Genomic DNA, 13806 nt, shown 5'->3' on the forward strand with positions numbered 1-13806 from the left:
AACATATTATAGCTCTATGAAACAAAAAAGCCCCGCAATTAATTTGCGGGGCTTACACATTGTTAAGTATTAGTCAGCTATCAGCTTTCTATATCTCACGCGCTTAGGCTCTTCGTTGCCAAGCCGTTTCAATTTATTCTCTTCGTATTCCGAGTAAGAACCTTCAAAATAGAACACGTTCGAATCGCCTTCAAAAGCAAGAATATGAGTACAGATTCGATCGAGGAACCAGCGGTCATGCGAAATCACAACGGCACAACCTGCGAAATCTTCCAAACCTTCTTCAAGCGCACGCAGGGTATTGACATCAATATCATTGGTCGGCTCGTCGAGCAATAATACATTTCCTTCTTCCTTCAATGCCATGGCAAGGTGCAAGCGATTACGCTCACCACCGGAAAGTACTCCACAAAGCTTTTCCTGATCAGCACCCGAAAAGTTGAAGCGTGAAAGATAGGCGCGTGCGTTAATGTCACGCCCTCCCATGCGGATCAAATCATTTCCGCCGGAAATTACCTGATAAACACTCTTATTCGGATCAATATCTTTATGTTGCTGGTCTACGTAAGCCACCTTCACGGTCTCCCCTACTTCAAATTCACCCTTATCAACTGTTTCCAGTCCCATAATCAAACGGAAAAGAGTTGTTTTTCCGGCACCATTCGGACCGATAACTCCCACAATACCATTAGGAGGAAGCATGAAGTTGAGATCGTCAAACAACAGTTTATCACCGTAAGCTTTAGCCACATGTTTAGCCTCGATCACCTTATTACCCAAACGAGGACCGTTCGGTATGAAGATTTCCAGTTTCTCTTCTTTTTCTTTCACGTCTTCGTTCAGCAATTTATCGTACGAGTTTAAGCGGGCTTTGCCCTTAGCCTGACGTGCCTTGGGTGCCATACGTACCCATTCGAGCTCACGTTCCAGAGTTTTGCGACGTTTGCTGGCAGTTTTCTCTTCCATTTCCATCCGCTTGGTTTTCTGCTCCAGCCAGCTGGAATAATTACCCTTCCAGGGGATACCTTCGCCACGGTCAAGTTCAAGAATCCATCCGGCCACATGGTCAAGGAAATAACGGTCGTGTGTCACAGCAATTACCGTACCTTCGTATTGCTGCAAATGCTGTTCCAACCAGTCGATAGACTCAGCATCCAAATGGTTGGTCGGCTCGTCGAGCAATAAAATATCAGGTTTTTGCAATAACAAGCGGCAAAGCGCCACACGACGACGTTCACCACCCGAAAGATTAGCCACAGACTGATCTTCGGGCGGGCAACGGAGAGCATCCATTGCACGTTCCAGTTTACTATCCAGATTCCAGGCATCCGTCGCATCAATAATATCCTGCAATTCCCCTTGCCGTGCAAAAAGTTGATCCATCTTGTCCTGATCTTCATAATATTCAGGCAAACCGAACTTCTGATTAATTTCTTCGTATTCGTTCAGTGCATCAACAATGGGTTGCACACCTTCCATTACGATTTCTTTCACTGTTTTAGTGTTATCCAGATAAGGCTCCTGTGCCAGATAGCCTACTGAATATCCGGGAGAAAAAACCACCTCTCCCTGATAAGACTTCTCCAGACCGGCAATAATCTTCAGCAAAGTAGATTTACCCGAACCGTTGAGACCGATAATACCAATCTTAGCTCCATAGAAGAAAGAAAGATAAATGTCTTTTAGCACATTCTTGTTAGGTTGGAAAGCTTTGCTTACTCCCACCATCGAGAAAATTATTTTTTTATCGTCAGCCATATATAAATAATGTGTATTGATATTTATGGCACAAAGATAACAAAAATGTTCGGAATTTATTTGCAATTATAAAAAATAGCTCTATCTTTGCACCCGCTTAACAGCAATAAAGGATTGATTCGCTAGCTCAGCAGGTAGAGCACAACACTTTTAATGTTGGGGTCCTGGGTTCGAGCCCCAGGCGGATCACATAAGAACAAAGCCAAACGGCGACAAAAAAGAGACAAGTCCTACAATATCAACGTATTGTAGGACTTTTTTTATTGTTTCAGTCTTGCTTAAAAGACAAAAAAGGGGCACGAAAAGACACGGTTGAGTATCCAAATCGTACCCCCTTCCCCAAAAAACGATTAGGGGGTACGATTGTCGGAAAATGGCTTACTTTTGACGTGATTTGTCTATACTCTATTTATCTCATTTACAGTGATTAAAATTAGTTTTGCAATCTAAAAAAAGTGAGATTATGAAAAATGAAAAGAGTACATTCAGCGTATTGTTTTACCTGAAAAAAGACAAGATGAAAAAGAATGGTTTAGTACCCATTCATGCCCGTATCACAATCAACGGCAAACAAACCCAATTCAATACCAAGTTAGAAGTATTAGAAACTAACTGGAAATCCGGCAGAGCCATAGGTAAATCAATGGAGATACAAAGGCTTAATTCCATGCTGGACGACATCAAAGCAAATATCCGTTCCCACTTCCACAATCAATTAATGCGGGATAGCTATGTTACACCCGAAAGCGTGAAAAATGCACTATTGGGAAAAGAGGAAGAAGCAAATACCATTATTTCTTTTTTCACCCAGCACAACGACCAATACAAGAAAAAGGTCGAAGCAGGAGAAGCCACCCCAAAAACGTACAGCCGATACGAACTAACAAAGTTACGCCTAACTGATTTCCTAAAAGACGAATATCGTGTATCGGATTTGCCTATACGCCAAATCAACAAAGTATTTATTGAGAATTTCTACCTGTATATAATAAAGAACCACGATTGTTCACCCAATACGGCAATGAAGTTTATACAGCGTTTCCGCACGGTGGTAAACTTTGCACAGGGTACAGGATTGATAACAGCCGACCCGTTCGCCAATTATAAACTGAAATTCGAGTATATAGAAAGAGGGTATCTTGACAAGGACGAGATAAGCAGGATATGCAATAAGGATTTTGCTTCAAAGCGATTGGAGCAGGTACGGGATATTTTCATTTTTAGCTGCTATACGGGACTTTCATACGTGGATATATGCGAATTAACCAGTAACGACATACGTTTGGCATTTGATGATAATCTATGGATTATAAAGAAACGTCACAAGACTAAAGTAACATCAAACATCCGCTTGCTGGATATTCCTAAAGCCATCCTGAACAAATATGAAGGGAAATTGAAAAACGGTCAGTTGTTACCTGTTATCAGCAATCAAAAGATGAATGATTATTTGAAAGAAATTGCCGTTCTATGTGGTATCGACAAAAATATCACGTTCCACCTTGCAAGGCACACATTCGCAACGACTGTTACACTGGCTAATGGCGTGCCTATCGAGAGCGTTTCAAAGATGTTAGGTCATACAGATATTCGGACAACTCAAATCTACGCAAAGGTAATAGACACGAAATTGAGCAATGACATGGAACTATTGGCACAAAAGCTCAACAGTAAATGCCTTGTTACTGTATAACGCTCCGGAACTTATCACAGTTTGTGATAAGTTCCTATTTACCTACATATTAATAATCCTATAAATAATTGATATATGAAATCGCTACCAATCAAAAATACTTCCCTGACATTGGAAGAAACTAATCTTATCCTGAAAGCCCGGTTTACAATAACACGTTTAGATAAAATCCGGGATATATTTCTTTTCTCCTGCTTCACCGGATTAAGTTATAATGACATTAAAAATCTGACTATTAACAATTTGGTCATTACTCCTGATGGGAAATATTGGCTAAAGATATATGTGCAGAAAAGTAATACCCCGATAAAAATACCACTTTTAGACATATCTCGCACTATTATAGAAAAATATAGGAACAGTTCAAATGAAACAGGTTCATTACTGCCTGTACCCAGTATTCAAAAGACAAATTACTATCTTAAAGAAGTAGGTAAAGAATGTAAATTAGAGAAACATCTTACTTTTAATTTTGCAAGACACACATTCATTTGTACTATCATAATGGGTAACGATTTAGAAACTTCGATAGTAAATAAACTTATAGGAAGAAAAGTACAAGGCAATTCCAAAATCACAGACTTTCAGCTATACAAAGCAATGAAGACAGTTTCAGAGAAATTAAAAGGGAACAACATTATAAATATCTAAATAAAAAAATTATGGACTTACAAATCATCCAAAGCAAGATTTATGAAATCAGGGGTTACCGGGTTATGCTCGATAGCGACCTTGCGGCACTTTACCAAGTGGAAACAAAAGCCTTGAAACAGGCTGTAAAACGTAATCTCGACCGTTTTCCGGACGATTTTATGTTTGAACTTACCAAAGAAGAAACTGAATGTTTAAGGTCGCAAATAGCAACCTTAGAGAAAGGAGCAGATGATGAAACTAACTTGAGGTCACAAATTGTGACCTCAAGATGGGGTGGCTCTCGTTATCAAAATTTCGTGTTTACCGAGCAGGGGGTCGCCATGATTTCATCCGTTCTAAGAAGTGATACAGCCGTTAAGGTGAATATTTCCATCATGCGTGCTTTCGTCCTCATGCGGCAAATGTCAATCGGTTACGAGGAACTTCTTAAACGCATCGAAGAACTGGAACAGAGTACGGATGCACAATTCAGCGAAGTGTACCAAGCATTGACCCAGTTATTAAGCAAACCCGAACCGAAGCCACGCAAACCGATAGGATATAGAACCTATGACGAATAACGATTTAAGGTATTCGGTTGTCTAAGGGGTGTCACCAGTGATACCCCTTTTTTAGTTCCCTAAAGTAATGTATCTCAATCACAAATTTTAGCAAAGTTACAGCCCGGCGGGGACAAATACCAAATCCGAGCCGTTCCGGTTTTCTAAAAAATCTCCACACCTACGGGTCGTATTTTTTGAAAAGATTAGGTTGAAGTCCCCGCCAAACTGTGAGTGTCCGGCAAAATTTCTTATTGTTTAATTTAAAATTCAAGCGTTATGAAAACAACAGAATTTACCATGCCGGAAATCACTATCTCTTATAAAGACAATGTAAAAGCATCCGAAAGAATGAAAATACTTTCTTCTCAAACTTCTTATTCTTACTTAAAACCTTTCTATTTTGAATGTATGGAACATCACGAAGAAAGTTATGTAATGTTCCTCAATCGGGCAAACAAGGCTTTAGGCGTTTCCCTTATCTCTAAAGGCGGCATGGCTGAAACTGTAATGGACGTGAAAATCATCCTGCAAACAGCCTTAAAAGTCCATGCTTCGGGCATCATCCTCTCACATAACCACCCATCGGGCAATCTACGTCCGAGCGAACCGGACAAGCAAATCACTTCAAAAATAAAAGAAGCCTGCAAGGTCTTGGATTTACACCTGTTAGACCATATCATCCTGACAGAAGAAAGCTATTACAGTTTTACAGACGAGGGGCTTTTATAAGCCCTTTTTTTACTCTCTCATTACCCAATACAAAAAGCCTGATGGCTTTTGTTTCTATCCTCTTAAACAAGAGAAAAATTTTCCCTAAAACTGATTGGAACATTGTCAAAGGTATATCCGTGCCTGTTACTGTTCAAATTATTTTTTAGAAATCTCCACACCTGCGGGTAGTATTTCATAAATAATAATTTGCCCTGTACCAGTCCCGAACCTTTGAAAAGACAATGTTCCCATTCAGTTAAAGGAAAAATTTATGTGGTGGGCGACAAGCGATGTAAACGATTAAAATTCAAAAGTCATGGAAACAGTAACTTTATCAGAAGCAAGAGTTTATGTAGGTACTTACAACAAGTATAACAGTGGTTCACTTTTCGGCAAGTGGTTAGACCTTTCCGATTATTCGGACAAGGACGAATTTATGGAAGCGTGCCGGGAACTGCACAAGGATGACCAAGACCCGGAATTTATGTTTCAGGATTACGAGAATATCCCGGAAGCCCTGATTTCCGAAAGTTGGCTTTCCGATAAGTTCTTTGAGCTTCGGGATGCCATCGAAAAACTAAGCGAAACCCAGCAGGAAGCGTTTTTCGTATGGTGCGACCACCACAACAGCGATATAAGCGAAGAAGATGCGGACGACCTTATTTCTTCTTTTGAGGACGAATATCAGGGAGAGTATAAAGACGAGGAAGATTACGCCTATGAAATCGTAGAGGAATGTTACGACCTGCCGGAGTTTGCAAAGACCTACTTTGATTATTCGGCTTTTGCCCGCGACCTGTTTATGACTGACTACTGGATGGATAACGGCTTTGTTTTCCGTTGCGCCTGATTACTAACCGGGTGGAGCAATCCACCCGCAACACACCAAGACAATGAAAGTATATAATAAGATAACGACTTTTTTACGATGGTTTATACTTGCTTTTATCATCTATCAAGCAGCCAGCAGCACCGCCGGAATGTGGATAGCCCTAATCATAGGCTTTTTTATTATCCGGTTCGTTCTCCGGCTGCTTATCTCTGCCGTTTACCTGTTTTTTATGGCATTTATTTTCATTGTGCTGCTTTCACTTCTGATTATCTGACAACTCATTTTAAATTATAACAATATGGAAAGTTTAAACAAAAACGGGGTAAGCATTACCCAAACACCGGGAGAGGAAAAATATGTAAAATGCTGTTTAGGCGCATTTAGGGGTCAAATCTATTATCAATATGATTACCGCCATACAGACGGCGAACTGTTCAGCACCCTTGCCAAAACACTTGACGAGTGCCGCAAACGGCGGGATGAATGGATGGCGAAAAAAGAAAAGGTACAATAATAATTTAAAAGTTACATTTATGAAAACGACAGAAGTAAATAAAAGGATTATCGGCAGACGTTGTAAGTGTATATTTACGGGCTTACTGGTAACGGGTATTATTGAAGCCGTAGAAGAAAACGAACATTCCGTGCAGGTGAAAGTACATTTTGACACGCCGCACCAATGGGGGGATGAACTTTATTCCTATGACTGGTCTTTCGGACGTAAAACAGACGGTTTCGGGTCTTTGAAATATTTGGAACTGTTGCCCGACGAAACGACATTCGATGCAATGATAGTTACTTTCAGCGACCCTATCGGCACACTGGACGGTATTTTTGAAGATGTGAAAACGTGGGGTGTCTGTTCCCTGAAAGGCTGGATAGATAGCTACGAAAGCACCCGTTTCACGCCCATAGACGTAGATAAGGCAGTTATAACGAGTGAATATAATATGGAATGTGTAAAAGAGTGGTTGGAACATAACACACCCATAAAGGACATTATAATCGGTTAATGAAGAACGGCGGCAAATGCCGCCGCTACTTTCTTTCCGTGAGCCGAAGCGGAAAAAGAAAGATAGCAAAGAAACCTGTTTCCATTCCCTATAAAAAGATAACCCGCCGGGAAATACCCGCCGGATTATCTATCATAACATTACGCATAACGTATCATTCCAATTCTTCGCCCCATAGTTCCTTATCGGTCGGTGCGTATTTCATTTCATGCCAGCACCAGCCACCCACCAACAGGTAAAAGGCAGCCAAAGCCATAAAGAAACTACATACCATAATAGTATATCTGAAACCTGATATTATTCCTCATGGTGCAGAAAGGTTACTTTCAGAACACATACCATTTCTTCATCTTCGGCATCAAATTTCCACGTCCGCTTTTTGACAACCATTTCCGTATCAAAATCGAAATGTTCCAGTACGGGTGCATTATCTTCTTCATCCGCCCACCTGAAAGCCTGATTAGACGGTGTTTTCCTTAATTCCACCCGGTCAAATTGGGAAATGCTTTCTTTATCCACTATCACAATATCACCGACTGCCGGAACTGCATCTGTTTTCCATGTGGTATTTACAAAAAATGAAATACCGTTTATATCCAATTCTATTTTAACCATGTCCTTTTTACTTTATTTGTTTTCTTCTTCCTTGTTATTGTCATTGTTAAATGAAAATGTTAATTGCTGTAACGTCCCGAAGCTATCTTGAAAATACACATCTACCGTTTGCTGGTCGGTCGATGCAGAGGTATAGTAAAGCCGGAATGTTTCACCCGGAAGCGGGTACAGGTCATTCGGCAGTAAAACCGTCCCATCGGACATTTTCAGCGTTCCCGCCCCGTCCGGTTGGAAATAGCAGATGAAATACTTTGTTTCCTCAAACCGCCCATCCCGGTGAAGCTGACACCTGATTTCGGCGGTTTCACCCACCTTTAATTTTTTCGGCACTGGCATCGTTTCGATACTGAACGGGTAAGACTGCTGTATATCCACATTGTCATTACACGCACCCACCAATAGCAAGGCGGCCATTACATAGCAGCCTATCAAAATACGGCTTAAAATCTTTCTCATATTCATTATATATAATAGGTTAGTTTATCACATTATAAATTTCAGTCCTACGCCAAACTGTGTATGGAACTTTCCGACTGAAGAACCGAACAGGCATCTTTCCCTTGCGTTAATCAGGAACACCACCCGGTCGGTAATATAACTTTCCAGTTCCAGCGTCAGCGCACCGCCATAGACAAAACCGTCCTTATCGGTCAGGGTCGAGCCATCGGGTAGCAATTTATCGCCCCAGTTGCTCGTTTCGTACCCGGCAAGTGCGGACAATCCCAGCGAAAGAAAAAAGGTTTTCTTCCGGTCTGAAAGGAAGTTCATATAGTAACCGCCCTCGCCTGTAAACTGGCTGACTGGTATTTGCAAATCCTTGTAGGGGTAATGCTTTTCGAGGTATTCCCCGCCAACAACCCACCTGTTCCCGTTTTTGGTATAGGTGGAAAGAGCCGCCCCGAAATAATAGGCGAAATCGCTTTTACTGTTCCAGTGAACACCGTCCGCCATGCCGCCCGTAACCTGCAAGCCTTTCATTCCCGGCAGACATCTTTGTGCGTGTGCCTGGTTGAAAGTCAGGCACAGCACAAAAAGGGATATAATACAACATATCCTTTTCATGTTCATTTGATTTTAAGTTCGTTAATCACTTTGGCAGCCACTATATCCGAATTTTCCACCCGGATAGTTTGGTGTCTGCCCCCGTTCTTTTCCACCAGTTCGATGACTAATATCTTATCGTCAGGGATAGTGAACTGCGGAACGGTGTACACGGTGCGGACGGTACTTTTGCCGCCGATAACCAGTATCTCGTTATAGCTCCGCACCGGGTCAATCACCGTTTCCTGAATAGCCGTTCTTTTGGCTACTTTCTTATCCACAATCTTGAAACGGATAAAGTCGGTATCAAACGGCACGTTTGAACTGTTCTTTGTTTGTGTGTGGAAGTAGAACAGCCCGTTATGCGAATAAATCCCCTTTACCAAGAACTGCACCCCGAACCGTTTGCATCCCAAATGCTTTATTTCCCGGTCATTGTTCTTGTAGATGGACTGCATAATCAGCTTTACCAAAAGCGGGCTTTCGTTACCCAGTTCACGGAAATAGATGTTCATCCGGGTATGGCTGAAATCCGTTGTGTCCTCATTCTCCAAGAAGTCTTTCATTTCGATGTTCAGCATTTCCGGTTCGTGTGCGTATTTTGCGTTAAAACTGTAAAAGCTGCCATCCTCACAGATAACGGAAAAATTGGTTTCACCGGGAAAGCCCTCTGTCGTAGCCTTGACCCTGACAACATTTTCCGCCCCGTCCGCTTTTCCGGCAATAATGTAGTTACTGCCTAAGTCCACGTACTTAACGGCAGACGGGAAAATGATATGTACCGTTTTGGCGAACGTCACCTGTACACCGTAAGGTGTCACCATTTGGCGGTAAGGCAGCTTTTTTGTAATGCCCTGATACAAATCGTTACTTTGTGCTTTCATTGAAACCACGCCCAAAAGCAGGGCGAACATGATAATTAACTTTTTCATTTTGGATTGAAATTTTTATGGTTGATAAATAAATTACTGTTGTTTGGCGTAAAGCATCACCTGATAGTTCGCTTTCAGGTGTACTTTTACCGTTCTGAACTTCTTGGCAAGGTATTGCGACCCGCCTTGCATCAAGCCCCTTGTAATATCCATTGCGACCTGCTGCCCGGCACTTTGCGCAAATGAAATGCTCGTACCCAGTCCCGCACCGATGTTCGCCATCGCTTCCTTTGCCGCTTCCTGTTCCAGTGACGAGGGAACGGAAAGCCCCTTTTGCCCGTCACTGTCGTAAACGGCAAGTTCCACCGGAATGATGTTACCCGCATATTCGAGCGAGGACACCAGTATGTCGAGCCGTTCCCCCTGCACTTTGGCACTTCCTGAAACAAGGCTGTTTTTCGGGACAATCACGTTCCCCGCCTGTAACGGTTCTAACAGCCGGAGCTTGACGGTCTGCCCGTCCATAAGTGTTTGGTCGTTATGAATACACGCCCGGATAGTATTCTTTCCCATCGAATAACCGCTACCGACCGCCGTATTAAACCCGTAATTGCGTGGCTTGCTGTATTCGGCGACAAATTCGGCGTTGCTCATGGGCTGCTGCAATCCTGAAACCGTCCTGTCCGATACCGATTTTACAGGTGTGGCATTTCCTTTGCCCTGAACAGGTGCGGACGGTGCGACCTGTGCAATCTGTCCCGGTTGCGGTGGTACGCTTTGCCCGTTCTGTCCGTTCATATACTTTGCCGCCAGTTCGTAGGACTTTTCCATAAGTGCAACCTGTTCATCCATGTTACCCGCACCGCTTTCTTTCGCATCGAGCCGGGCAGTGAGTTCTTCCACCTGACGTTTCAGTTCCTCTTTTTCCTTGTCCTCTTTCGGCGTTTCGTAGAAACTGCCTAACTGACGGTTCATGTCCCGGTAAGCTGCCGCCGAAGATTGGATAGAGGAACGGCTATTGTTCGGCGCACCCGCCCCGAAGTCTATTACATTGGTTTTCGGTTTTTCTGCCGGAGCATCATCTATCAGGGTCAAATCTTCCCCGTTCCCGTTTTCCTCTCCGAGCGAAAAGGCAAAATCCTGTAAGGAGCGCATCTTGTCCGCCTGTTTGTTCTCCATTTGTTCCTGTTCGTAGGCGGTCTTTTTATCGCTGATTATCCCGTCCCCTTTGGGTTGCGGAATATCGGCATTAAATCCGCCCACGTTTTCCACCTTTGCTTCGTCCTTATCGGACGGTGCAAAAATCAGGTACATAGACCCTAAGAAAACCAGTCCCATAAGCGGGTAAACCAGCATCTTTTTTCGTTGCTGTATCTGCTGTGGGGTCAGTTCCTTTTTTTCCTTTCCCTGTTTTTCAGGTTCTTTTCCCTTTGCCGTTTCCGGTGTGGGAACTTCATTCTTCACTTCTTTTTCTTCCATTGTCTGACTGATTAAAAATGTTCGTACTGTCTTTACTTTGTAACTGCAACTGCCTGATGTGTTCTATCCGTATGGTTTCGCCATCCTCTTTTCCTATCCGGTAAATGGATGATACCGTAAAGTAGATGGATAGCCCGCCGAAGAACAGGAGCATAAGCAGGATTACCGCCAGCCTTATTTCCGGTGTCATGCGCCCGCACAGGCGGCGGAGTTTTTCATCCGCCCAGTCCTGCACATGGGTAATTGCCTGATTGACCGGAGAGAGTATTTTCCGTATCATGGCTTACCGCTTTATGGTGTTCAAGTCCTTATTTTCCGTTATCTCGAAACTTTCCATGATAAAGCCGTGCGGATTATTATCACTTCTTACGGCGTTTAATAACCGGCAACGGGTGACAAGGCTTCTTTCCGTCACGCTGCTTTCACGGATAATCATTTGGCGGGCATAGGTAGCCACCGCATACGGGTACACATCGAAATTGCATGAAACACTGTCTATCTGTATGGTCTGGCTGATATTGCCCGAAATGATACGGTTGTAATATCCCTTTTCCGAGAGGTCACGGTAATAGTTAAATGCGCTCTTATCGGCGAGGAACAGCGACCGTTTGATATTGCTTTCGATAGCGTTCTTATCCGGTGAGAGCGTGAAAAAGAGTTCGTGAAAACGCTTCACATGTTCCCTTGCTTCAACCGGACGGTTTTGTGTCAGGTCTTGCGAAAGCGCAAGCATCAAACTTTTACCACCGTCCAATACATAAATTTTCTGTCGTTGCGCTTCGGCAAATGTGTAGGAGTTCCAAACGGCATACCCCGTTATCAGGGTACACATAACGACAAACACAATCCCGAAAAGACGTATCTGTTTGAAACTGGTTTCAATGTTCTTTAAACTTTTAAATTCCATCTTGATTTTTAATTATTGATTACCTTTGATTAGTTTACCGCCGACCCTGCCGCCAGCGTTTCCGGTGGCTGCTCCGGCTACCGCACCAACGCCACTGCCCGTTTTATTGGCTGCACTGTTTATATTCCGGCTCATGTTGCCCATTCCGCCCGCCTGAATAATCCAGTTCGATACGGTGGGGATGGTGAAGTAACCGATGATACCGATTATCATAAAGATTATGTACACTGAATTGCTGCTATCGGGTACAAAATTGGGGTCTGATAGCTCCTGAATATCCTTTTGGAGCATAAGCACCTGTATTCGGGCAAGAATGGAACTGAACAGGTCTGAAACGGGTAGCCACAGGTAAACAGAAATGTACCTTGTTATCCATTGGGTCAGTGTCGCCTGAAAGCCATCATATACACTGATGGCAAAGGCTATCGGACCCAGTATGGCAAGGACAATCAAGAAAAAGGTTCGGATAGTGTCTATCACAAGGGCTGCCGATTGAAAGAGCAGTTCCAAAAGTTCCCTGAACCAATCCCGGACGGATTGCTTAATATTGTGGGCTGCCCTATCCATGTACATACCGCCCATTGTGGCAATATCTTTGGCAGACCATCCCAATTCGTCAATCTGTTTATCAAACGCTTCATCCGAAACAAGGTAAGCCGTTTCCGGATTACGCACCATCGCTTCATATTCCAGTTTGTCCTTTTGTTCCCGGTAGGCGTTCATATCGAAAGTTTGCGTTTCGAGCATATTGTTACACCCCTTGACTACTGGCGACATCACGCTGTTAATCGTACCCAGTACGAATGTGGGGAAGAACATAATACAGAAGCCTATTACAAAGGGACGGAGCAAAGGGTAAACGTCTATCGGTTCGGCACTGGCGAGCGACTGCCATACTTTGGCAGCCACATAAAACAAAGCCCCCAGTCCCGCTATTCCTTTGGCTACCCCCGCCATGTTCCCGCATAACGGCATCATATCCGTGTATAAACTACGGAGTATCTGATGCAGGTTATCAAATTCGATTGCTAATAACATACTACCTATTTTTAGAAGTTACCAGTAACGTTCATCCGCCGAACCGTACAAAGCCATTACCCGGTCAGTGTCCTTTTTCTTTTTCGCCCGCAGGTAGGAAACGGAAATATTTTTGCGGGTATAATAACTCACCAAATCCCGGTAGTTCCTGATGGCGTTATACGTCCGGTCGATAACGTCCATCCGTTCTTTATCCGACATGGAAAGCCCGTTGATGTTCACCACACTTTTCATTTCTTCCAGCACATCGGAACTTTCCTGCAACAGTTGGGTATAGCCATAGGCAATGGCGGAAAGCTCGTCCGGCGTGTAGTTTTCATCCGAAAGCATCTTCTGAAAACTGTTCACATAGATGTCGGAAATCTCACCGATAAGCAGGATAGACTTTTGTACTTTCCGGGCATCTTTGACAAGGTTATGCACTGATTTTAAGGCATCATAATAATCTTTTCCCTGTTGATAAATCTTTACCGTTTCCTGAAAATTCTTTATCATATTCTGTGCGGTCGAAGAAGTCTGAATGATGTTCTTTGACGCATTGATAATCCCTTGCGCCAAGTTGCCGGGGTCACTCACCACCCATTGTGCGTTTACCTTTCCGGCAAACAGGCTGCATACTACGAGCAGCATTATAATCTTTGTTTTCATACG

The 13806-nt window shown here is 43.2% G+C and carries 17 protein-coding genes, 1 tRNA gene and 2 pseudogenes; 10 read left to right on the forward strand and 10 right to left on the reverse strand.

Features of this window, described 5'->3' with window-relative positions:
* Nucleotides 1-69 precede the first annotated feature (69 nt).
* The gene (ettA, locus tag JZY04_RS13190) at nucleotides 70-1758 is read right to left on the reverse strand and encodes an energy-dependent translational throttle protein EttA (protein WP_005776885.1); all 1689 of its coding nucleotides are present in this window, start codon (nucleotides 1756-1758) and stop codon (nucleotides 70-72) included.
* A gap of 116 nt (nucleotides 1759-1874) precedes the next feature.
* Here ettA and JZY04_RS13195 point away from each other — a divergent pair.
* From JZY04_RS13195 to JZY04_RS13235, 10 genes and pseudogenes are all read left to right on the forward strand, one after another.
* Nucleotides 1875-1947 (forward strand) — tRNA-Lys (locus tag JZY04_RS13195).
* Between the two features lie 274 nt (nucleotides 1948-2221).
* On the forward strand, nucleotides 2222-3451 hold the full coding sequence (locus JZY04_RS13200; protein WP_118308302.1) for a site-specific integrase: 1230 nt from the start codon (nucleotides 2222-2224) through the stop codon (nucleotides 3449-3451).
* 75 nt (nucleotides 3452-3526) lie between these two features.
* Nucleotides 3527-4102 carry a site-specific integrase gene (locus tag JZY04_RS13205; RefSeq protein WP_007483943.1) on the forward strand — a complete coding sequence of 192 codons (576 nt, stop codon included), beginning with the start codon at nucleotides 3527-3529 and terminating at the stop codon, nucleotides 4100-4102.
* Nucleotides 4103-4167: 65 nt separating this feature from the next.
* Nucleotides 4168-4380, forward strand: a pseudogene (locus JZY04_RS21515) (ORF6N domain-containing protein); the annotation flags it as partial.
* A gap of 21 nt (nucleotides 4381-4401) precedes the next feature.
* Nucleotides 4402-4665 (forward strand): annotated as a pseudogene (locus tag JZY04_RS21520) (ORF6N domain-containing protein); the annotation flags it as partial.
* A gap of 258 nt (nucleotides 4666-4923) precedes the next feature.
* Complete coding sequence (locus JZY04_RS13215) at nucleotides 4924-5376, forward strand: JAB domain-containing protein (RefSeq protein ID WP_122143613.1); 453 nt, start codon at nucleotides 4924-4926, stop codon at nucleotides 5374-5376.
* A gap of 298 nt (nucleotides 5377-5674) precedes the next feature.
* On the forward strand, nucleotides 5675-6208 hold the full coding sequence (locus tag JZY04_RS13220) for an antirestriction protein ArdA (protein ID WP_122143614.1): 534 nt from the start codon (nucleotides 5675-5677) through the stop codon (nucleotides 6206-6208).
* Nucleotides 6209-6251: 43 nt separating this feature from the next.
* Nucleotides 6252-6464 carry a hypothetical protein gene (locus JZY04_RS13225; RefSeq protein WP_122143615.1) on the forward strand — a complete coding sequence of 71 codons (213 nt, stop codon included), beginning with the start codon at nucleotides 6252-6254 and terminating at the stop codon, nucleotides 6462-6464.
* Between the two features lie 24 nt (nucleotides 6465-6488).
* Entirely contained in the window at nucleotides 6489-6704 is a 216-nt protein-coding gene (locus tag JZY04_RS13230; RefSeq protein WP_007483934.1) for a DUF3873 domain-containing protein, read from the forward strand.
* Nucleotides 6705-6723: 19 nt separating this feature from the next.
* Nucleotides 6724-7203: a hypothetical protein gene (locus JZY04_RS13235; RefSeq protein WP_122143616.1), complete on the forward strand. Its 480-nt coding sequence runs from the start codon at nucleotides 6724-6726 to the stop codon at nucleotides 7201-7203.
* Nucleotides 7204-7500: 297 nt separating this feature from the next.
* Here the strand turns inward: JZY04_RS13235 and JZY04_RS13240 are convergent, their stop codons facing one another.
* From JZY04_RS13240 to JZY04_RS13280, 9 genes are read right to left on the reverse strand one after another with little or no spacing between them, the layout of a single operon-like run.
* Nucleotides 7501-7818, reverse strand: coding sequence for a hypothetical protein (locus tag JZY04_RS13240; protein WP_044301334.1), 318 nt, complete (start codon nucleotides 7816-7818; stop codon nucleotides 7501-7503).
* 12 nt (nucleotides 7819-7830) lie between these two features.
* A complete protein-coding gene (locus JZY04_RS13245) occupies nucleotides 7831-8280 on the reverse strand; it encodes a DUF3872 domain-containing protein (RefSeq protein WP_122143617.1) in 450 nt (149 codons plus the stop codon).
* Between the two features lie 21 nt (nucleotides 8281-8301).
* A complete protein-coding gene (locus tag JZY04_RS13250) occupies nucleotides 8302-8880 on the reverse strand; it encodes a conjugal transfer protein TraO (RefSeq protein WP_122143632.1) in 579 nt (192 codons plus the stop codon).
* 2 nt (nucleotides 8881-8882) lie between these two features.
* A complete protein-coding gene (gene traN / locus JZY04_RS13255) occupies nucleotides 8883-9791 on the reverse strand; it encodes a conjugative transposon protein TraN (RefSeq protein WP_118158788.1) in 909 nt (302 codons plus the stop codon).
* A 33-nt stretch (nucleotides 9792-9824) separates the two neighbouring features.
* Nucleotides 9825-11210: a conjugative transposon protein TraM gene (gene traM, locus JZY04_RS13260; protein WP_122143618.1), complete on the reverse strand. Its 1386-nt coding sequence runs from the start codon at nucleotides 11208-11210 to the stop codon at nucleotides 9825-9827.
* A complete protein-coding gene (locus JZY04_RS13265; RefSeq protein WP_011107099.1) occupies nucleotides 11185-11490 on the reverse strand; it encodes a TraL conjugative transposon family protein in 306 nt (101 codons plus the stop codon). The genes traM and JZY04_RS13265 overlap by 26 nt, the downstream gene beginning before the upstream one ends.
* Nucleotides 11491-11493: 3 nt before the next feature.
* Nucleotides 11494-12117: a conjugative transposon protein TraK gene (gene traK / locus JZY04_RS13270; RefSeq protein WP_044135951.1), complete on the reverse strand. Its 624-nt coding sequence runs from the start codon at nucleotides 12115-12117 to the stop codon at nucleotides 11494-11496.
* 12 nt (nucleotides 12118-12129) lie between these two features.
* Nucleotides 12130-13155 (reverse strand): conjugative transposon protein TraJ, encoded by a 1026-nt coding sequence (gene traJ, locus JZY04_RS13275; RefSeq protein WP_011107101.1) that lies wholly within the window; start codon nucleotides 13153-13155, stop codon nucleotides 12130-12132.
* Between the two features lie 18 nt (nucleotides 13156-13173).
* Entirely contained in the window at nucleotides 13174-13803 is a 630-nt protein-coding gene (locus JZY04_RS13280) for a DUF4141 domain-containing protein (RefSeq protein ID WP_080783850.1), read from the reverse strand.
* Between the last annotated feature and the right edge of the window lie 3 nt (nucleotides 13804-13806).

Origin of the sequence: Bacteroides sp. 11BF (assembly GCF_019633765.1) — a bacterium.
In the GTDB taxonomy this organism is placed as follows: Bacteria; Bacteroidota; Bacteroidia; order Bacteroidales; family Bacteroidaceae; genus Bacteroides; species Bacteroides hominis.

Coding starts and splice junctions, on each gene's coding strand:
- JZY04_RS13280 (WP_080783850.1), bottom strand. CDS start 13,803: ATGAAAACAAAGATTATAATGCTGCTCGTAGTATGCAGCCTGTTTGCC.
- ettA (WP_005776885.1), bottom strand. CDS start 1,758: ATGGCTGACGATAAAAAAATAATTTTCTCGATGGTGGGAGTAAGCAAA.
- JZY04_RS13265 (WP_011107099.1), bottom strand. CDS start 11,490: ATGATACGGAAAATACTCTCTCCGGTCAATCAGGCAATTACCCATGTG.
- JZY04_RS13215 (WP_122143613.1), top strand. CDS start 4,924: ATGAAAACAACAGAATTTACCATGCCGGAAATCACTATCTCTTATAAA.
- JZY04_RS13250 (WP_122143632.1), bottom strand. CDS start 8,880: ATGAAAAGGATATGTTGTATTATATCCCTTTTTGTGCTGTGCCTGACT.
- JZY04_RS13200 (WP_118308302.1), top strand. CDS start 2,222: ATGAAAAATGAAAAGAGTACATTCAGCGTATTGTTTTACCTGAAAAAA.
- JZY04_RS13235 (WP_122143616.1), top strand. CDS start 6,724: ATGAAAACGACAGAAGTAAATAAAAGGATTATCGGCAGACGTTGTAAG.
- JZY04_RS13245 (WP_122143617.1), bottom strand. CDS start 8,280: ATGAATATGAGAAAGATTTTAAGCCGTATTTTGATAGGCTGCTATGTA.
- JZY04_RS13225 (WP_122143615.1), top strand. CDS start 6,252: ATGAAAGTATATAATAAGATAACGACTTTTTTACGATGGTTTATACTT.
- traM (WP_122143618.1), bottom strand. CDS start 11,210: ATGGAAGAAAAAGAAGTGAAGAATGAAGTTCCCACACCGGAAACGGCA.
- traN (WP_118158788.1), bottom strand. CDS start 9,791: ATGAAAAAGTTAATTATCATGTTCGCCCTGCTTTTGGGCGTGGTTTCA.
- JZY04_RS13205 (WP_007483943.1), top strand. CDS start 3,527: ATGAAATCGCTACCAATCAAAAATACTTCCCTGACATTGGAAGAAACT.
- JZY04_RS13220 (WP_122143614.1), top strand. CDS start 5,675: ATGGAAACAGTAACTTTATCAGAAGCAAGAGTTTATGTAGGTACTTAC.
- JZY04_RS13240 (WP_044301334.1), bottom strand. CDS start 7,818: ATGGTTAAAATAGAATTGGATATAAACGGTATTTCATTTTTTGTAAAT.
- traK (WP_044135951.1), bottom strand. CDS start 12,117: ATGGAATTTAAAAGTTTAAAGAACATTGAAACCAGTTTCAAACAGATA.
- JZY04_RS13230 (WP_007483934.1), top strand. CDS start 6,489: ATGGAAAGTTTAAACAAAAACGGGGTAAGCATTACCCAAACACCGGGA.
- traJ (WP_011107101.1), bottom strand. CDS start 13,155: ATGTTATTAGCAATCGAATTTGATAACCTGCATCAGATACTCCGTAGT.